This is a genomic window from Oceanimonas aquatica (assembly GCF_030732065.1).
Classification (GTDB): Bacteria; Pseudomonadota; Gammaproteobacteria; order Enterobacterales; family Aeromonadaceae; genus Oceanimonas.
This window is the reverse complement of the sequence record NZ_JAVBHX010000007.1, coordinates 163,213-180,776: the sequence shown is the minus strand read 5'-3', so window position 1 is coordinate 180,776 and position 17,564 is coordinate 163,213. Positions and strand designations below refer to the sequence as shown.

Annotated in this window: 17 protein-coding genes; 12 read left to right on the top strand and 5 right to left on the bottom strand. The window is 63.0% G+C overall.

Annotated elements, in window-relative coordinates; genetic code table 11:
• Window positions 1-191: 191 nt before the first annotated feature.
• From Q9290_RS11740 to mnhG, 7 genes are read left to right on the top strand one after another with little or no spacing between them, the layout of a single operon-like run.
• The gene (locus Q9290_RS11740; RefSeq protein WP_306079834.1) at window positions 192-2,489 is read left to right on the top strand and encodes a putative monovalent cation/H+ antiporter subunit A; all 2,298 of its coding nucleotides are present in this window, start codon (window positions 192-194) and stop codon (window positions 2,487-2,489) included.
• Window positions 2,486-2,917, top strand: coding sequence for a Na+/H+ antiporter subunit B (locus Q9290_RS11735; protein WP_306079833.1), 432 nt, complete (start codon window positions 2,486-2,488; stop codon window positions 2,915-2,917). Before Q9290_RS11740 ends, Q9290_RS11735 begins: the two co-directional genes overlap by 4 nt.
• The gene (locus Q9290_RS11730; protein ID WP_306079832.1) at window positions 2,918-3,265 is read left to right on the top strand and encodes a Na+/H+ antiporter subunit C; all 348 of its coding nucleotides are present in this window, start codon (window positions 2,918-2,920) and stop codon (window positions 3,263-3,265) included.
• On the top strand, window positions 3,262-4,764 hold the full coding sequence (locus Q9290_RS11725; protein WP_306079831.1) for a Na+/H+ antiporter subunit D: 1,503 nt from the start codon (window positions 3,262-3,264) through the stop codon (window positions 4,762-4,764). The genes Q9290_RS11730 and Q9290_RS11725 overlap by 4 nt, the downstream gene beginning before the upstream one ends.
• Window positions 4,761-5,234: a Na+/H+ antiporter subunit E gene (locus Q9290_RS11720; protein ID WP_306079830.1), complete on the top strand. Its 474-nt coding sequence runs from the start codon at window positions 4,761-4,763 to the stop codon at window positions 5,232-5,234. The genes Q9290_RS11725 and Q9290_RS11720 overlap by 4 nt, the downstream gene beginning before the upstream one ends.
• Before the next feature lie 4 nt (window positions 5,235-5,238).
• Window positions 5,239-5,514: a monovalent cation/H+ antiporter complex subunit F gene (locus Q9290_RS11715; protein WP_306079829.1), complete on the top strand. Its 276-nt coding sequence runs from the start codon at window positions 5,239-5,241 to the stop codon at window positions 5,512-5,514.
• Window positions 5,504-5,878, top strand: coding sequence for a monovalent cation/H(+) antiporter subunit G (gene mnhG, locus Q9290_RS11710; RefSeq protein ID WP_306079828.1), 375 nt, complete (start codon window positions 5,504-5,506; stop codon window positions 5,876-5,878). The genes Q9290_RS11715 and mnhG overlap by 11 nt, the downstream gene beginning before the upstream one ends.
• 252 nt (window positions 5,879-6,130) lie before the next feature.
• Here the strand turns inward: mnhG and Q9290_RS11705 are convergent, their stop codons facing one another.
• Genes Q9290_RS11705 through Q9290_RS11695 form a run of 3 tightly spaced genes read right to left on the bottom strand, consistent with a single transcriptional unit; the run spans window position 6,131 to window position 9,373 of the window.
• Window positions 6,131-6,526, bottom strand: a complete 396-nt coding sequence (locus Q9290_RS11705) for a response regulator (protein ID WP_306079827.1) — start codon at window positions 6,524-6,526, stop codon at window positions 6,131-6,133.
• Between the two features lie 27 nt (window positions 6,527-6,553).
• Window positions 6,554-7,711 carry a response regulator gene (locus tag Q9290_RS11700; RefSeq protein ID WP_306079826.1) on the bottom strand — a complete coding sequence of 386 codons (1,158 nt, stop codon included), beginning with the start codon at window positions 7,709-7,711 and terminating at the stop codon, window positions 6,554-6,556.
• Between the two features lie 9 nt (window positions 7,712-7,720).
• The gene (locus Q9290_RS11695) at window positions 7,721-9,373 is read right to left on the bottom strand and encodes a GGDEF domain-containing protein (RefSeq protein WP_306079825.1); all 1,653 of its coding nucleotides are present in this window, start codon (window positions 9,371-9,373) and stop codon (window positions 7,721-7,723) included.
• A gap of 145 nt (window positions 9,374-9,518) precedes the next feature.
• Between Q9290_RS11695 and Q9290_RS11690 the strand changes: the two genes are divergently transcribed.
• Both Q9290_RS11690 and Q9290_RS11685 read left to right on the top strand, forming a co-directional pair.
• The gene (locus tag Q9290_RS11690) at window positions 9,519-11,321 is read left to right on the top strand and encodes a sensor histidine kinase (protein WP_306079824.1); all 1,803 of its coding nucleotides are present in this window, start codon (window positions 9,519-9,521) and stop codon (window positions 11,319-11,321) included.
• Window positions 11,321-14,164 carry a PAS domain S-box protein gene (locus tag Q9290_RS11685; protein ID WP_306079823.1) on the top strand — a complete coding sequence of 948 codons (2,844 nt, stop codon included), beginning with the start codon at window positions 11,321-11,323 and terminating at the stop codon, window positions 14,162-14,164. The genes Q9290_RS11690 and Q9290_RS11685 overlap by 1 nt, the downstream gene beginning before the upstream one ends.
• Before the next feature lie 51 nt (window positions 14,165-14,215).
• Here the strand turns inward: Q9290_RS11685 and rsuA are convergent, their stop codons facing one another.
• Together rsuA and yihA are read right to left on the bottom strand one after the other, a co-directional pair.
• Window positions 14,216-14,905, bottom strand: coding sequence for a 16S rRNA pseudouridine(516) synthase RsuA (gene rsuA / locus Q9290_RS11680; RefSeq protein ID WP_306079822.1), 690 nt, complete (start codon window positions 14,903-14,905; stop codon window positions 14,216-14,218).
• On the bottom strand, window positions 14,905-15,543 hold the full coding sequence (gene yihA / locus Q9290_RS11675; RefSeq protein WP_306079821.1) for a ribosome biogenesis GTP-binding protein YihA/YsxC: 639 nt from the start codon (window positions 15,541-15,543) through the stop codon (window positions 14,905-14,907). The genes rsuA and yihA overlap by 1 nt, the downstream gene beginning before the upstream one ends.
• A gap of 142 nt (window positions 15,544-15,685) precedes the next feature.
• Between yihA and Q9290_RS11670 the strand changes: the two genes are divergently transcribed.
• Genes Q9290_RS11670 through yihI form a run of 3 tightly spaced genes read left to right on the top strand, consistent with a single transcriptional unit; the run spans window position 15,686 to window position 17,554 of the window.
• Window positions 15,686-16,303: a c-type cytochrome gene (locus Q9290_RS11670; protein WP_306079820.1), complete on the top strand. Its 618-nt coding sequence runs from the start codon at window positions 15,686-15,688 to the stop codon at window positions 16,301-16,303.
• Window positions 16,304-16,346: 43 nt separating this feature from the next.
• A complete protein-coding gene (locus tag Q9290_RS11665) occupies window positions 16,347-17,006 on the top strand; it encodes a class I SAM-dependent methyltransferase (RefSeq protein WP_306079819.1) in 660 nt (219 codons plus the stop codon).
• Window positions 17,003-17,554 (top strand): Der GTPase-activating protein YihI, encoded by a 552-nt coding sequence (gene yihI, locus Q9290_RS11660; protein ID WP_306079818.1) that lies wholly within the window; start codon window positions 17,003-17,005, stop codon window positions 17,552-17,554. Before Q9290_RS11665 ends, yihI begins: the two co-directional genes overlap by 4 nt.
• The last annotated feature ends 10 nt before the right edge of the window (window positions 17,555-17,564 follow it).

Genomic DNA, 17,564 nt, shown 5'->3' with positions numbered 1-17,564 from the left:
TTATTGCCCCGGTCCGCTTGCGTCCGGCCGGAGCGGCTTGTAGTATGCATTTCGCCAATAATCAATAAAAAACGGATTAACTCCCTGATAGTTAATCCAAATATGTTCACTGCTATAGTCTGCATTCAGAGTCTCTCCTTTATATTCGCCGATCCTGACGCCTTGCACGGGCCTAAAAAGGAGCCTTGCGTATGCTTGTTGCCGTATTGGCAGGTTTTGTTCTGGCCGCCCTGGTGCCGCTGCTGAGCCCCCGGCTTGGCCGGCATATCGGCTGGTGTCTGGCGGCACTTCCCGCTGCCCTGTTTGGTTATTTCGCCAGCTTCTGGCCCCGGGTCACCGGCGGCGAAGCGGTGGTGTTTCATTACGACTGGATTCCCAGCCTTAACGTCAGCCTGAGCTTTCTGCTCGATGGTCTCGGCCTGATGTTCGCCCTGCTGATCACCGGCATCGGCACCTTCATTCTTATCTATGGCGGCCGCTACCTCGAAGGCAACAAGGACAGGCACAAGCTGCTGATGTACCTGCTGGCCTTTATGAGCGCCATGCTGGGGGTGGTGCTGTGCAGCAATCTCATTGGTCTGTTCGTGTTCTGGGAGCTCACCAGCATTACCTCCTACCTGCTGATCGGCTTTAACCACGAGCAGGAAAAGGCCCGCAAGGCGGCGCTGCAGGGCCTGTTTGTCACCATGGGTGGCGGTCTGGCGCTGATGACCGGGCTGGTCATGCTGGGCTGGATGGCCGGCAGCTTCGAGCTCACCGAGGTGCTGGCCCAGGGGACGGCACTGCAGCAGCACCCGCTGTTCCTGCCCATGATGGGGCTGATTTTGCTGGGCACCTTTACCAAGTCGGCCCAGTTTCCGTTTCATTTCTGGTTGCCCAATGCCATGGCCGCGCCCACACCGGTGAGTGCCTACCTGCACTCGGCCACCATGGTCAAGGCCGGGGTCTTTCTGATGGCCCGGCTGCAGCCGGTGATGGCCGGCAGCGAGGCCTGGCTGCTGACGCTGTCGGCGGTGGGCGCCGTCACCATGACGGTGGGCGCCGTGATGTCGGTATGCAGCACGGATCTCAAGCGCATTCTGGCCTTTTCCACCATCATGGCCCTGGGCACCCTGACCATGCTGATCGGCATCGGCACCCCGGTGGCGCTGAAGGCGGCCATGGTGTTCCTGCTGGCCCATGCCCTGTACAAGGGCGCGCTGTTTATGGCCGCCGGCACCCTGGATCACGCCACCGGCACCAAGGACGTGCGCGAGCTGGGCGGTCTGCGCAGCCACATGCCACACACGGCCTTGTTCCTGTGGGTAGCGGCGCTGTCCCTGGCGGGTATTCCGCCGCTGTTCGGCTTTATTGCCAAGGAGCTGATGTTCGAGGCGGCACTGGGCGCAACGGCCCTGTCGGCTCTGCTGGTGGCGCTGGCCATGATCACCGCCGTGAGCATCGTCGCTGCCAGCGCCCTGGTGGCCATCAAGCCCTTCTGGGGTGACAACAAACCCACGCCCAAAACGCCTCACGAGGCGCCGGCGGCCATGCGTCTGGGCTTCAGTGTGCTGGCGCTGCTAAGTCTGCTGCTGGGGCTGGTGCCTGGCCTGGCCGAGCCGCTGCTGGCGGCGGCGGTCACCGCCATCAGCGGCGCGCCCGCCGCCGATCTGGACCTGGCGTTGTGGCACGGCCTCAACCTGCCGCTGTTGCTCAGTGCGCTGGCGCTGGTGGCCGGTGCCCTGCTTTACCGCAGCTGGGACCGGGTGTATCAGCCACTTGGTCAGGCCATTTATCCCCTTGCTTACGGTCCCGAGCGGGGCTATGAGCACATGATGGATGGCCTGGTGCGGCTGGCCCGCTGGCAAACCCGGTTGCTGCAAAACGGCTACATGACCAACTACATCATGACCATACTGGTCACCGCCATCGGCCTGCTGGTGTATGCCTTCTGGGCCCACGATGCCTTTGTGTATTCGTTGTCCTTCAAGGGCGTGCACCTGTACGAGGTGGTGATCTGCCTGTTGATGCTGGTGGCGGTGATCTATGCCAGTGCCACCCACCTGCGGCTGGGCTCGGTGGCAGCGGTGGGCGTGCTGGGCTTTGCCATGGCGCTGATCTACGTGTTCTTCAGCGCGCCGGATCTGGCCATTACCCAGGTGCTGGTGGAAACCCTGACGGTGATCCTGCTGGTACTGGTGCTGTTCCGTCTGCCCGGGTTTCAGGACCTGTCCACCCCGGGGGTGCGTTGGCGCGACGCCGTCGTGGCCGGGGTGTTTGGCGTGCTGGTGACCATGATGGTACTCACCGTCAACCAGTCTTCCCTGGGGGGCGGCATCAGCGACTACCTGGTGGCCAACAGCTATGAGGTGGCTCATGGCCGCAATATCGTCAACGTCATCCTGGTGGACTACCGTGCCCTCGATACCCTGGGGGAAATTTTCGTGCTGGCCCTGGCGGCCATTGGTGTCAGCGCCATGATCCGCTTTCGCTGGGAGGACTACCGATGATGTTAGGCTCTTCGCTGATCCTGCAGACCGCCACCCGTTTTCTGGTGCCGCTGCTGTTTTTGTTTGCGGTGTTTCTGCTGCTGCGCGGGCACAACGAGCCGGGGGGCGGCTTTATTGCCGGTCTGGTGGCCTCGGGGGCCTTTGCCCTGCACCTGTTTGCCTTTGATGCCAGCAGCACCCGCAAGCTGATGGGAGTGGACAGCCAGTTGCTGATGGGCTGCGGCCTGCTGCTGGCGCTGGCCAGCGGCGTGGTGGGCATGGTGCTCAACGGCCAGCCGTTTCTGTCCAGCCAGTGGTGGACCCTGTATGTGCCGGGCATCGGCGAGCTCAAACTGAGCACGCCGCTGTTTTTTGATATCGGCGTGTTTCTGGTGGTGATCGGTGTGGTCACCACCATCATGCTGTCCCTGGCCAAGGTGGAGGAATAAATGGAAAACCTGTTTGCCTTTGTGGTGGGCGGTCTGTACGCCACCGCCCTGTTCATGATGCTCAGGCGCAGCATCGTCAAACTGGTGATCGGTCTGATTATTCTGTCGAACGCCGCCAACCTGCTGATCTTCACCAGCGGTGGCCTGGTGCGGGGCGCGCCGCCGCTGATCCCGGAAGGCCTGTATCAGCCGGCGGGGGTGATTGCCGACCCGCTGCCCCAGGCGCTGATCCTTACCGCCATCGTGATCAGCTTCGGGGTGCTGGCCTTTGCAGTGGTGCTTATTCACCGGGCTTATGAAGTGATCGGTGCCGACGACGTCAACAAAATGAAGAGCACGGATTCGTGAACGCAGAAGTCATTATACCCATTCTTATTCCCATGCTGGCCGGGGCCCTGTGCCTCACCTGCTGGCGCTGGCGGCTGGTTCAGCGCTGGATTTCCGTGCTGTCGGGCGCCGGCCTGCTGGCAGCGTCGCTGGTGCTGCTGCACCAGGTGCAGACCGACGGCATTCAGGTGGCCTACATGGGCAGCTGGCCTGCCCCTTACGGCATTACCCTGGTGGCGGATCTGCTTAGCGCCATCATGGTGGTGGTCACCGGCACCATCGGCCTGGCGGTGGCGGTCTATTCCCTGGCCACCATGTCCCGCAGTCACGAGGCCTTTGGCTATTATCCACTGCTGCACCTGATGCTGGCGGGGGTGGCCGGCGCCTTTCTCACCGGGGATATTTTCAACCTCTATGTGTGGTTCGAGATACTGCTGATCGCCTCCTTTGGTTTGATGATTCTGGGAGGCGAACGGGCGCAGATGGAGGGGGCGATCAAGTACGTCACCCTTAACCTGATCTCCTCGGCCATGTTCCTCACCGCCGTGGGTCTGCTGTACGGTTACGCTGGCACCCTGAACATGGCGGATCTGTCGGTGAAGCTGAATGGTGCCGAGCAGTCCGGACTGGTGACGGTGATCGCCATGCTGTTCCTGGTGGCCTTTGGCATCAAGGCGGCGGCGTTTCCGCTGTTCTTCTGGCTGCCGGCGTCTTACCACACGCCCCCGGTGGCCATTTCGGCGGTGTTTGCCGGCCTGCTCACCAAGGTGGGGGTGTACGCCCTGTACCGAGTGTTCAGCCTGATCTTTGTGCAGGACACCGGCTTTACTCACGGTACCGTGCTGATGGCCATGGGCATTTTCACCATGGTGACCGGGGTGCTGGGGGCGGCGGCCCAGTTTGAGGTGCGGCGCATTCTGTCCTTTCACATCATCAGCCAGATTGGCTACATGCTGGTGGGACTGGCGCTGTTCACCCCCCTGGCGGTGGCCGGCGGGGTGTTCTACATCTTTCACCACATTATCGTGAAGACCAACCTGTTCCTGGTGAGCGGGGTCATGTACCGCTATCACGGCAGCTATGATCTGGCCCACCTCGGCGGCCTCTATCGTTCGGCGCCCTGGCTGGCGGCCCTGTTCATGATTCCGGCCATGTCGCTGGCGGGGCTGCCGCCGCTGTCGGGCTTTTTTGCCAAGTTTACGGTGATCAAGGCGGGTGTGCTCGAGGGCCACTGGCTGATGGTGGCCATGGCGCTGATCGTGGGTCTGCTGACCCTGTATTCCATGGTCAAGATCTGGGCCGAGGCGTTCTGGAAGGGGCTGCCCGAGGGCGCCAAGCCCATGCGGGGCGAAAAAGATCCCCACCTGTACGTGCTTTATGTACCCATTGCCGGGCTGGCGCTGATCACCCTGACCATAGGTTTTGGCGCCGAGTGGTTTGTGCAACTGGCCATGGCCACGGCGGAGCAGTTGCTGTCGCCGGCGGGCTATATCGATGCGGTGCTGGGAGGTGAGCGATGAAAGCCTTTGGATGGAACATGCTGCTGGCCATGGCCTGGGTGGTACTCTCGGGCACCTACAGCATCAGTAACCTGGTGATCGGCATTCTGCTCAGTTATCTGGTGCTGGCCTATGTGGGCCGTGACAAACCCACCTTTGCCCGTTATTTCGGCAAGGCGCCGCGCATCGTGAATTTTGTGCTGTTCTTTATCTGGGATCTGGTGAAGTCCAACGCCCGGGTGGCCTACGACGTGCTGACCCCCACTCACCTGATGCGACCGGGGGTGATCGCCATTCCATTGGATCTGAAGGACGAGGGCGGCATTACCATACTGGCCAACCTGATCACCGCCACCCCGGGCTCCCTGACCCTGGACGTGTCGAGCGACCGCCGGGTGCTGTATGTGCACCTGATGTACCTGGAAGACGAGTCCCGTCAGCTGGCGGAATTCAAGGCCCTTGAGGCCCGTGTTATCGATTTGCTGGGATGAGCCCATGTTTGAACTTGCCCTGACCCTGTCGTTTATCTTTCTGAGCCTGGGCCTGGTGCTGGCCACGGTGCGGCTGCTGATCGGCCCCACCCTGCCGGACCGGGTGGTGGCGCTGGAAGTGATCGCCTCGCTGACCATCGGCTTTATTTTGCTGTACAGCGTGGCCTTTGATACCCCGGTGCTGATCGATGTGGTGATCGTGCTGGCGCTGACCTCCTTTATGGCGGCGGTGGGCTTTGCCCGTTACCTGGAGCAGGGAGGCCAGCGCGATGATGACTGAAATCATTACCAGCCTGTTTCTGCTGCTGGGCTCCTTTCTGATGCTGCTGGCCGGCATCGGCATTATTCGCATGCCCGACCTGCTGACCCGCATGCACGCCACCAGCAAGGCCGGCGCCCTGGGGGCCGGCCTGATGGCCTGCGGCTTTGCGGTGTATTTTCCCGAGGCCAGCCTGGTGGTGCGGGCACTGGCGGTGGTGGTGTTCGTGATCATGACGGCGCCGGTGGCGGCCCATGTGCTGGCCCGGGCCGGCTATTTCGTGGGCATTAAATTGTGGGAAGGCACGGTCAAGGACGTGATCAAGGAACGCTACGATCTCAAGACCCACAAGCTCGGCAGTTCCGCCCGCAAGCGGGATGACTGATATTAAACCTTAAATTGTTGTCCGGCCGTGTACTGTCGTCGGCCAAAGCGCACTGCTTCTCCGGCACGCCGTGAATACCTCCATGTAGGCTCCGTCGCGCCATCCCTGGCGCGAAGGGCGCGGCGAAGCAGACACCCTTTGTCCTCCTGGTTGGGTATCAAGTTGACTGTCGGTATTTGGCAGACAGCATCGGAGCTTTACGAATCAGCAGCGTGGTTGTTCTCGGTGGCTTGTGACTGAAAAGTTGGCTGCCTACGCCCTGGCCGCGTGCCAGATATCCCGAATCTGCTCGGGCAGGGTCATGGGATCAAAGGGCTTGGCGATCACATCCACCGCACCCATCTCTTTGTAGGCGGCGATCTCCTGGGGCTGGATCTTGGCGGTCATAAAGGCGACCGGGGTGCGGCTGACCGCCGGCTGCCGGCGCAGGGCGGAGAGGGTGGTCGGGCCGTCCATGCCCGGCATCATGACATCCAGCAGAATAATGTCGGGGTTAAAGGCGGCGGCGTCGGCCAGTGCCTGCTCACCGGAGGCGCACAGCATCACGTCAAATCCGCCCACCACTTCCAGCGCCAGCCGGGCGATTTCGCGAATGTCCTCGTCGTCTTCCACATAGAGTATGCGCTTGGGCTCGGTACTCGGTTGCATGTCCTGTCCTTGGTGTAATGGTATGAGTCAGGCCGGGGCGTCCAGCCATTTGTCCGGATCCAGCCCGGCGCGGCGCAGCAGGCGCTCGGCGTCGGGGCCGTGTAGTTTGGAGGCCACCCGCAGCCCGGCCAGGTGCATGACCATCAGGGCCTTGCGGGTGGCGTGAGACGGCGCCATGTGCACGGCACCGGCCAGCTCCCGTAACGGAATGGGAAGACCCCACTGAATCTTTAATCGGTTGCCGTAGCGCGGCCCCCATTCCTGCAGCAGGGCATCCAGTGTGCTTTCATCGGGCTGGCCACCCTGATCGATGTAGGCCTGCAGGGTGCGCAGCAGCGCCAGCTCTCCACAACGGCTGAGCAGGCCGGCGGCGTGGCAGCTGGCGGCCTCCAGATCCAGGCTCAGGGCCATGGCCCGGGCGATGGCGGCCACCTGCTCGGAGTGAGTCTGGTAGTGGCGAGCCCGCTCCTTCAGTATCGGGCTGTGCAGGCCGCCGGCAATGTTCAGCGCCATGGCCATGGCGCAATTGACGGCCATGGGCACTCCGAGAATGGCGATGGCCTCGCTCGGTTTCGATACCGGCCGGCCGCTGCGCTTGAGGGAAATATTGTTGGCCAGTTGCAGCAAGCGGGTAATCAGGGCGGTCTGGTTTTTCCACTGGCTGGCCAGCTCCACCGCGGTCAGCTCCTCGAGCTTGCCGAGCAAGGGCACCACCTGGTCGGCGGACAGCGCGCCCGGCAGTTGCAGCTTGTCGCCCAGGGCCTGTTCCAGCCACTGCGCCAGGGGGGGCACCGAGGGCGTGTTCGCCAAATTCGCTTCACGTATTGTGTTCAGTACCGGCTGCAGCCGCTGGTGCAGCATGGCCACGTCAAAGGGCTTGGCGATAAAGTCGGTAATGCCCTGATGCAGCGCCAGCTTAACGTGCTCCCGGTCGGAGCTGGCGCTGATGATGATCACCGGGGTGGCCTGGTCGTTGTGGCGAATAAGCCGGACCAGATCGAGCCCGGAGCCGTCGGGCAGGTTCCAGTCGCACAGCACCAGGTCGGCGCCCTGGCGTTGCCAGGCGTTACGGGCGGCGGTCAGGGTGGTGGCGTGGGTCACGCGAATGTGTGAGCCCAGGCCGGTGACCACGGCTTCCACCAGATCGGCGATCAGTTCGTCGTCTTCAAGCAGCAGTATGTTCACGGAAAATACCTACTCATTTGATTCCGGCAGACACGTCTCAGCATAGTCGGTCACGCCGTTTCGTCCGAGTCGTTTTCGCTCATACAGGGCGCTGTCGGCGGCATTCAGACCCTGCTCGGCGCAGGTGAAGTCGTTAAGCCGGGCCAGGCCCACGCTGACGGTGACATGAAACGCTTGCTGCGGACCGTGAAAATTGAGGGCGGCAAAGTCCCGGCACAACTGCTCAAACAGGGCGCGGGCCTGGTCCGGTTCGCAGTCGGGCAGCACCGCTACAAACTCTTCGCCGCCATAGCGGCCCAGGCGGTCGGTATGACGCAGGCGCCGCTTCAGCAGGTGGGCCAGGGTGCGGATCACCAGATCACCGGTGGCATGACCATGGGTGTCGTTGACCCGCTTGAAATGATCCAGGTCGAGCATGGCCACCATGGTGGCATGGCCCAGCCGGCGCACCCGGGCGTGTTCCTGGGCCAGGGCCTGCTTGATATGGGGGTGGTTGAGCAGGCCGGTGAGGCCGTCGCTCGACAGCAGCTGACCCAGCTGGCGGGCCCGTTGGCAGAGAATGCTGACGGTGCGGATTAGCCGCTCATCGGAAATGGGCTTGGTGATGAACTCGTCGGCCCCCTGAGCTAGGGCGCTGAGCTGGCGATCCCGGTCCTGCTCCGACGACAGGTAAACGATGGGCAGGCTCAGCCATTGGGGCTCAAAGCGAACCATGCGCGCCAGGGTGGTGCCCGACCAGGGCGGCATGTGAATGTCCATCAGCAAAATATCGGGGCGGAACTCGGCCAGCTCCGTCATCAGGGCCTCGGGACGGTTCAGCACGCGGGCAACCATGCCGGCGCCGGTCAGCACCAGGCGGTAACGTTCGGCCAGATCTTCGTCGTCATCCAGCAGCAGCACCCTGGCCCTGCCTGTGTCGAGACGCTCTCGGCGCAGCCGCTCAATGCGTTCCACCAGCTCGGGAACGTCTGCCGGCAGGGTAAAGAGGCCGTCCACGCCCAGTTCGGCCAGTTGGTAGCGGCTGGCAAAGTCGGTCCCGGCGCCGGCACACAACACCGGGACCGCCTTGCCGCCGGCCCGCATGGCCTGTTGCCGGTTCCAGTCAGTGGCGGCCTGCAACTGCGAGTCGTCGGTGAGCATGATCAGACCGTCGTGCCAGTCCGACGGCTGCAGCGCCTGGCTGCTGCTGGTGTGCACCCGGTAACCGTAATGGAGCAGGGCGTCGGCCAGGGCACTCAGCCGCTGGCCCAGTACCAGCAATTCATGGCCGGCCTCGGCGGCGGCGGGAGCCTGGGGAGGAGGAACGGACACCGGCTGCGGGGGCGGCTGCAGTAACCCCATCAGCAGGGTCAGATCGTGTCGGGCCTGGTCGAGCAGGGCGGCGGCGCCTTCGTCGGCCAGTTTCCCCGGGGTCAGCCGGGCCTTGAGCGCCAGCTCCTGAGCCGAGGCCTGCCGGCCCAGCTCGGTCAGGCCAAAGGTGCCCGACGAGCCGGCCAGCCGGTGCTGCAGCTGGTTTACCTCTTCCAGCAGCGGCTGGGGAGGCTGGGCCGGTTGCCAGGCGCTGAGCCGGTCCAGCAGTTCCCGCAGCTGGGTCAGGGTGCGTTCGCCAAAGCGCTCGCGCAGCAGGACCAGCTGTTGTTCCAGTGGCTTGGTATCGGACATTAGCGGCTCCCGGGACATTGAGTGAAATTCATGTGACCCTGTTCTGCGTGGTCATGGCCATTATATGTTGATAAAGTTTCGTACGGGACCTGTTTGTAAGAGGGAGGTTCCGTTTTGCCCCGCCATTGAACAAGGAAAAGGCCAAATGGGATTATCTCTCAAGGGACGTATCGCGCTGATCATGCTGACCGGCGCCCTGCTCACCGTGCTCGGTGTGCTGGCCACTGCCTATCATTCGCTGGTGGACGACTTTGAACAGCTATACAGCCAGCGCCAGTTCAATGCAACTGTCCGCGCTGCCGAGCAGGTGGAGCAGGCTCTGGCGTTGCGCCAGCAGACCCTGGAAAGCCTGTCCCCCCAGCTGTCGAATGGCATCAGTATGTATCCGTTGGCCGGCCTGCTGGCCCGGCTGGAACGTCATTCCGCCCTGCAACGGCTGTTTCCCGACGGCGTCATGGTGTTTGATGCCAACGCCACCGCCATTGCCGAAACCACCCCGGTGCCGGGCCGGCTGGGCACCAACTACGCCGACCGCGCTCATTTCAAGGCCCTGATGCGCACCCATGAAGCGGTGATCAGTCACCCCATTGTCGGCCGCACCACCGGTACGCCGCTGGTGTCCTTTCTGAGTCCTATTCTGTCCGATGACGGCGACCTGCTGGGCATACTGGGGGGCGTGCTCAACCTGGCCAAGACCTCCATTTTGCCCGAACAACGGCTGACCGAAGCCTTGCGTGAAGGCGTGAACTTCAGGATCCTCGACACCGAGAACCAGGTGTATGTGTATAACGGCCGGGAGCTGGCGAGTGAGCTGCAGCCGCTGCCGCCACCGGGCCAGGACCCGCTGATCGACGCCGCCCTGGCCGGCGAGCGCCTGGGGGTGATCGAGCGCCATGGTGAAAAGCAGTGGGTGTATGCCACTACCCACCTGCAGCAGCTGGGGTGGCTGTTTGTGCGGGCGCTGCCGCACAAACAGGTGGTGGCGCCAGCCCGGGCCTTTTTTATGCGGTTTGCCGGCATCAGTGTGCTGATTGGCGCCGGTCTGGCGCTGGTCGCCTTCTGGATGGCCTGGAGCGCCATGCGGCCGCTGGAGGCCATGACCCGGCGCATTCACACCATGGCATCCCGGGCCGGCAACGATCAGCCCCTGCCGGAAACCGGGGTGCCCGAGCTGGTGCGGCTGGCCCGGGCCTTTAACCGGCTGACCGCCGAGCGCCGGGCCCTGAGTCAGGTAAAAGACGATTTTGTGGCCGTGGTCAGTCACGAGCTGCGTACGCCGCTGACCTCCATCAACGGCGCCCTGCGGCTGGTAAACTCGGGGGTATCCGGGCCCTTGCCGCAGAAAACCGGCGAGCTGGTGGAGCTGGCGCTGCGCAACGGCGAGCGACTGCAGCATCTGATCAACGATCTGCTGGATTTCAGCAAGCTCAGCACCGGCAAGCTGGAACTGGCGCCGGTGCCCTGCTGCCTTAACGGGCTGATCGATGAAGCCGTTACCGGAAACGGCCCCATGGCCGAAGAGCACGAGGTGACCCTGCGCAATGCGTACGGCCGGCCGCTGCCGGTGGTGCTGGATCCGCTGCGGGTGCGCCAGCTGCTGGACAACCTGATCAGCAATGCCATCAAGTTTTCCCCCGCCGGCGGCCGGGTCACGGTATCGGTGGAGCGGCCTCAGGGAGACCGGCTGCGGCTGATCGTCAGCGATCAGGGCGGGGGCATTCCCGAGGCCTTTGCCGACCGGCTGTTTGATCGCTTCGCCCAGGCCGAACACGGCACCATGCGCGCGGTCCAGGGTACCGGGCTGGGACTGGCCATCTGCAAGGAGCTGGTGGAGCTGATGGGCGGACGTATCGGTTTTTATAATCAAGGCGGCGCCCACCTGTGGATTGAATGGCCGGCCGGTACCGAAACCGGGATCGGCGGCGCCTCAAGCGAGGGACATCCGTGATGAAAACACCCGCCTTGCCCTTTGACGAGCAACAACGATTACAGGCACTGCTGCGTACCGGCCTGCTCGACAGCCCTCCCGAGGCCCGCTTTGACCGGCTGACCCGTATTGCGCAACAGAGCTTTGGTGTCGACATCGCCCTGGTGTCGCTGGTCGACAGCGAACGCCAGTGGTTCAAGTCGGCCCAGGGTCTGGATGCCTGTGAAACCGGCCGCGACATCTCCTTTTGCGGTCATGCCATTCTCGACAGCCGGCTCTTTGTGGTGGAAGACGCCGCAAGGGACGAACGCTTTGCCGACAATCCCCTGGTGACCGGCGCCCCTCATATTCGTTTTTATGCCGGTGCTCCCCTGCACAGCCTCGAGGGGTTTCGTATCGGCACCCTGTGCGTGATCGACTTCCGTCCCCGCCGCTTTGACGAGCGCGACCGTGAGCTGCTGCGCAACCTGGCCGACTGCGTGGAAGAGCAGCTCAGCCGGCAGCGGCTGGAAGAGCTGCGCAAAAGCCTGGCCGAGAGCGAATACCGCGCCCAGCTGATTATCGAGGGGGCCAATATCGGTACCTGGCAGTGCGATATGCAGACTGGCCAGTGCCACTTTAACGACCGCTGGGCCGACATGCTGGGCTACCGGCTGGATGAGCTGGGCGCCACCAGTCTCGACACCTGGAAAAGCCGGGTACACTCAGAGGATCTGGCGGTGGCCGAAGACATGCTGGAGCGGCATATCAAGGGCCTGAACCCGGTTTATGAATGCCGGTTGAGAATGCGTCACCGGGACGGCCACTGGGTCTGGGTGCACAGCCGCGGGCGGCTGCTCGAGTGCGGCACCGATGGCAAGCCGGGCATTATCTATGGCACCCATATCGACATCAGCGCCGAGCAGGAGGCGCTGGCCCAGCTGGAGCGGCGCAACCGGGCCCTGGCCATGCTTAACCGCATGGCCTTCAAGCTGGAAGGCTCGGTGGACGAGCGCATTACCCAGGCGCTGGCGCTGGGGCGGGAATTTCTGCAGCTGGAGGTGGCCATTGCCAGCGAAATCATCGGTGACGTCTACGTGGTGCGCTGGGTGTCGGCACCCGATGAGGCCGGCATTGCCCCCGGCCTGCACTTTGAGCTGGAGCAGACCTACTGCCGGCTGATGCTGGCCCAGGACGGGGTGCTGGCCATCGACCACATGGGCCGCTCCGACTTTGCCGATAGCGTCTGTTATCGCACCATGGGGCTGGAGTCCTATATTGCCACCCGGCTAATGGTGGACGGCGAGCTGTTCGGTACCCTGAATTTTTCTTCCGGCGCCGCGCGCGAACGGCCCTTTGATGTGACCGATCTCATGTTTCTGGCGCTGATGGCGCGCTGGCTGGGTGATCTGCTCAGCCGCCGGCGCCAGCAGGCCCGGCTCGACAAGCTGGCCACCCAGTTGCCCGGCATGATCTACCAGTACCGGCGCTGGCCCGATGGCCACAGTGCCTTTCCCTACAGCAGTGCCGGCATCGAGCAGGTGTACCAACTGTCTCCCGAGGCGGTGCGGGACAGTGCGGAGGCGGTCTTTGAGCGCATTTACTCACAGGATCTGCGCTCGGTTGCCGACAGCATTACCCGCTCCGAACAGGCGCTGTCGGACTGGCACGCCCAGTACCGGGTGCGACGGACCGACGGCAGCACCCATTGGGTGGAAGGCCGGGCCCGGCCCGAGCGGCTGGAAGACGGCAGCACCATCTGGCATGGCTACCTCACCGATATCGAGCACGAAAAGCGGGCGGAGCTGGCCCTGGCCGCCAGCGAGCAGCGGTTGCGAGGGCTGTTTGAGCTGTCGTCCATCGGTATTGCCCTGAGCGAGGCCGGCTCCGGCCGTATTCTGGATGTAAACCGGGCGTTGCTTGAAGCCACCGGTTACGGCAAGGCCGAACTGCTGGGCCTGACACTGCCGGCGCTGACCCCGGCGGAGTACCGGCAGCAGGAGGCCGACGCCCAGCGCATGCTGGCGCAGGATGGCCGTTATGCTCCCTTTGAAAAGGAACTCAGGCACCGCAGCGGCGCCCGGTTTCCGGTGCGCCAGCAGGGCATGCGTATCGAGGATGCAGGCGGTCGGCAGCTGGTATGGACCCTGATGGAAGACGTTACCGAGCTGAAAAGGGTGGCGCGCATGCAAAAGGAATTCGTGTCCACGGTCAGTCACGAGCTGCGCACGCCGCTGACCGCCATCAGCGGTGCCCTGGGGCTGCTGGGCCTGGGCGCTGTGGGCGAGCTGGCGCCTCAGGTGGCCCGGCTGGTCGACGTGGCCCATGCCAACAGCCGGCGGCTGAACCTGCTGATCAATGATTTGCTCGATATGGAAAAACTGGTGGCCGGCAAGATGCACTTTGATATGCAGCCTCATGATCTGGCGACGCTGCTGCGGGAGCTGGTGGACAGCCACCGGCCCTTGGGGGCTAGCCGGGGCGTCACCCTTGCGCTAGGCGCGCAACGGGCCGGTGTGCTCGTGCTGGCGGACCGGGATCGGCTGACCCAGGCGCTGGCCAATCTGTTGTCCAATGCGGTCAAGTTTTCTCCCGACGGCGGCGAGGTGTGCATCAGCACCGAAACGACCGGCAATGGCCGGCTGCGGGTTCGGGTGCAGGATCAGGGCGATGGTGTGCCCGAGAGTTTCCGAGCGCGGATTTTTGAAAAGTTTGCCCAGGCCGACAGTTCGGACACCCGCAAGAAAGGCGGTACCGGTCTGGGGCTGGCGATCACGCGGGAGCTGATGGAGCAGATGAATGGCGCCGTTGGCTTTGACTCGACAGAAGGCGAAGGCGCCTGTTTCTGGCTGGATATTCCGGTAGCCGGTGAGGAGCAAAAGTAGGTTGGGATTCGCTGCACTTATCGCCAACCTGCATTTCCCCAGTCCCGGATTTTATTGAATGGACGCCACTTCTTCGGGGGTGAGGTGGCGCCACGCGCCCTCGGCCAGGGTATCATCCAGCAGGATGTCACCAATTTGCAGCCGGTGCAGGGCGGTCACCCGATTGCCCGCGGCGGCAAACATGCGCTTGACCTGATGGTATTTGCCTTCCTGAATGGTCAGCAGTACTTGAGTGGGGGTGAGCATGTCCAGGGTGGCGGGCAGCGTGGCCTTGTCTTCGCCGTGTAGCAGCACGCCCTCGGCAAAGCGCTCAATGGTACCGGCCGCCAATGGCTCGGCCAAATCCACCCGGTAGGTTTTATGGCAGGCCCGGCGGGGAGAGCGCAGCCGGTGTGACCACTGGCCGTCGTCGGTGAGCAGCAGCAGGCCGGTGGTGTCCAGATCGAGTCGCCCGGCGCATTGCAGGCCGGCAGCCAGCTCCGCTGGCAGCAATTGCAGCACGCAGGGGTGCACGTCATCCTGGCTGGCGCTGATGTACCCTTGCGGCTTGTGCAGCATAATGTAGCGGGGCGGCCGCAGGCTCAGCAGGCGGCCTTCCAGACAAACCAGCTGCTCGTCGATTTTGATATCGCCCTTTTTGACCACTTCGCCATTCACCGTGATCTCGCCCCGGGACAGGGCCTTTTTGGCCAGAGAGCGGGTCAGGCCGGTAGCTTCACACAAAAAGCGATCCAGGCGCATCAGGCGAGTTCTTCCTCGGTGTCGGTTTGGTCATGCTGCAGCAGCCACTCGGTCAGCACTTCCTTGGCCTGATCCACGCCCAGGCCCTTGAGTGAGCTGAACGCCTCAACCCGAATGCTGCCGCCAAAGATGGCCACGGCTTCGCGCACGCGCAGCACCTCGGCCTTGCGGGCGCCGGATTTAAGCTTGTCGCACTTGGTCAGCAGCGCCAGCACCGGCAGTTCGCAGTCGCTGGCCCATTGCAGCAGCTGCTGGTCGATGTCTTTCAGCGGGTGGCGAATGTCCATCAGCACCACCAGCCCCTTGAGGCTGTCGCGCTGTTGCAGATATTCCGACAGCGCTTCCTGCCACTTCAGCTTCATTTCTTCCGGCACCTTGGCGTAACCGTAACCGGGCAGGTCGATCAGACGTTTGCCTTCACTCAGCTCAAACACATTGATAAGCTGGGTTCGGCCCGGGGTTTTACTGGTCCGTGCCAGGGATTTCTGCTGGGTGATCGTGTTCAGCGCAGAGGATTTTCCGGCGTTTGAACGGCCGGCAAAGGCGATCTCAACACCCGTGTCGGCGGGCATCTGCCGTATGTTGGGCGCGCTGGTAATGAAGCGGGCGGCGTTAAAGTTTATCTTGTTGTTGTTCAATGTGAATTCCCCGAGGTTATGAAGCCGCCCTGATTACTTTCTGGCAAAATTGTGTAGAATAGTGCGGTTTTTTGAATCGCATTGTAACATGCCCTTGCAGGTATGTGACCTGGAAGCTCTAACAACGAGAAGTCGGAACGTCATGAAAAAAATTGTTTTCACGCTAGCCTTAATGCTCGGAGTGGCCGGTACCGCACAGGCCCAGGGCGATGTTGAAGCCGGTAAGGCCAAATCCGCCGCTTGTGCCGCCTGTCACGGTGCCGACGGCAACAGCCCGACCGACATGTATCCCAAACTGGCCGGACAGCACGCTTCCTACATTGCGAAGCAGCTGGCCGAGTTCAAGGCCGCCGCTACCGGTGGTGAAGGCCGCGCCAACGCCATCATGGGCGGCATGGCCATGCCGCTGTCAGAGCAGGACATGGCGGACCTGGGTGCCTACTACGCCAGCCAGGCCATCACGCCGGTGCCGGTAGACGAAGCGGTGATCGAGCGCGGTGCTGCCCTGTATCAGGGCGGTGACATCGAGCGCGGTATTACTTCCTGCATTGCCTGTCACGGCCCCCGTGGCGAAGGTCTGGAGTCCGCCAAGTTCCCCAGCCTGAGCGGCCAGCATCCGGCCTACATCAAGGCCCAGCTGGAAATGTTCCGCAGCGGTGAGCGCGCCAATGATCCCAACGGCATGATGCGTGGCATCGCCACCAAGCTGACCGATGACGACATTGCCGTGCTGTCCCAGTACGTGGCCGGCCTGCACTGATCGCTCAAGGGGGGCCATGCCCCCCGCTTAACCCGGTTTGTTGATGTCTTCTTTCCCGCCTTCCTTTTGTTGTCCGCTCTGCGACTTTCCCGACCATGCCCTGTTTCACCAGGATCGCCGCCGTTACCATCAGTGCGCGCGCTGCCGGCTGATTTTTGTGGAGCCCGGCCAGCGGCTGACCCATGAGGCGGAAAAGGCCGAGTACGATCTGCATGACAACGACCCGCAGGATGGGGGCTACCGGCGCTTTCTGAGCCGGCTGGCAACGCCGCTCACGGCGCGGCTGGCCCCGGGCAGTGAGGGGCTGGACTTTGGTTGCGGGCCCGGCCCGGCACTGGCGGCCATGCTTAATGAAGCAGGCTTTGCGGTGACTACCTACGACCCTTACTATGCGGATCGGCCGGAGCGGTTGCAGCGACAATACGATTTTGTAACCTGTACCGAGGCGATTGAGCATTTTTATTTTCCCGGGCGGGAGTGGCAGCGCTTGCTGGCCATGATCCGGCCCGGTGGCTGGCTGGGGCTGATGACCAAGCTGGCCCGGGATCAGGCGGCCTTTGCCACCTGGCATTACAAACAGGATCCCACCCATGTCTGCTTTTTCAGCCGCGACACCTTTCTGTGGCTGGCAGAACGGGATGGGCTCGGCATCGAATTCGTCGGTGCCGATGTCATTCTTCTGCACAAACCGGAGTCGTTATGACACGTATTAAGAAGGTTCGTAGTCCGGGCCGTATCGGTGCCCGCAAGGAAAACTGGGAAACCGCCGAGCAGAGCAGGGAACGCAAGCGCAAGGCCAGACGCAAGGGCCTGACCCCGGGGTCGCGCCACAATGTGGAAGGCGGTAACCAGGGCGGCAAGGCACCAAAAGCCCCTCAGGATCCGCGCCTGGGCTCGCGCAAGCCTGTGGCCCTGGTGCAGGAAGACGCCGCCCGCGATACCGCCGCTGCGCCCAGAGTCAAGCCGCTGACCAAGGCCCTTAAGCTCTCTCCCGAGCAGGAACTGGAGCAGCTCGAGAGCGACGAGCGCCTCAACATCCTGCTGGATCGGGTGGAAGCGGGCGACAAACTGGATAAAGCCGACAAGGTCTGGCTCGACCGTACCCTGGCCCGCCACCAGCAATTGCTGGAGCAACTCGGCCTGCTGGATGAGGAAGAAGAAGACGCCGAGCCCGGTGATGACCTCTGGGACCGCTTTATGGACGCCGAGCTTGATCCTGCTCAATATCGGGAGGAGGAAGACAAGTCATGATCTCACCCTG

Bases quoted from the DNA above. Each gene is read 5' to 3' on its own strand.
- Q9290_RS11740 (WP_306079834.1), top strand. From the start codon at position 192: ATGCTTGTTGCCGTATTGGCAGGTTTTGTTCTGGCCGCCCTGGTGCCG.
- Q9290_RS11690 (WP_306079824.1), top strand. From the start codon at position 9,519: ATGGGATTATCTCTCAAGGGACGTATCGCGCTGATCATGCTGACCGGC.
- yihI (WP_306079818.1), top strand. From the start codon at position 17,003: ATGACACGTATTAAGAAGGTTCGTAGTCCGGGCCGTATCGGTGCCCGC.
- rsuA (WP_306079822.1), bottom strand. From the start codon at position 14,905: ATGCGCCTGGATCGCTTTTTGTGTGAAGCTACCGGCCTGACCCGCTCT.
- Q9290_RS11705 (WP_306079827.1), bottom strand. From the start codon at position 6,526: ATGCAACCGAGTACCGAGCCCAAGCGCATACTCTATGTGGAAGACGAC.
- Q9290_RS11695 (WP_306079825.1), bottom strand. From the start codon at position 9,373: ATGTCCGATACCAAGCCACTGGAACAACAGCTGGTCCTGCTGCGCGAG.
- Q9290_RS11670 (WP_306079820.1), top strand. From the start codon at position 15,686: ATGAAAAAAATTGTTTTCACGCTAGCCTTAATGCTCGGAGTGGCCGGT.
- Q9290_RS11685 (WP_306079823.1), top strand. From the start codon at position 11,321: ATGAAAACACCCGCCTTGCCCTTTGACGAGCAACAACGATTACAGGCA.
- Q9290_RS11665 (WP_306079819.1), top strand. From the start codon at position 16,347: ATGTCTTCTTTCCCGCCTTCCTTTTGTTGTCCGCTCTGCGACTTTCCC.
- Q9290_RS11715 (WP_306079829.1), top strand. From the start codon at position 5,239: ATGTTTGAACTTGCCCTGACCCTGTCGTTTATCTTTCTGAGCCTGGGC.
- Q9290_RS11730 (WP_306079832.1), top strand. From the start codon at position 2,918: ATGGAAAACCTGTTTGCCTTTGTGGTGGGCGGTCTGTACGCCACCGCC.
- Q9290_RS11735 (WP_306079833.1), top strand. From the start codon at position 2,486: ATGATGTTAGGCTCTTCGCTGATCCTGCAGACCGCCACCCGTTTTCTG.
- mnhG (WP_306079828.1), top strand. From the start codon at position 5,504: ATGATGACTGAAATCATTACCAGCCTGTTTCTGCTGCTGGGCTCCTTT.
- Q9290_RS11720 (WP_306079830.1), top strand. From the start codon at position 4,761: ATGAAAGCCTTTGGATGGAACATGCTGCTGGCCATGGCCTGGGTGGTA.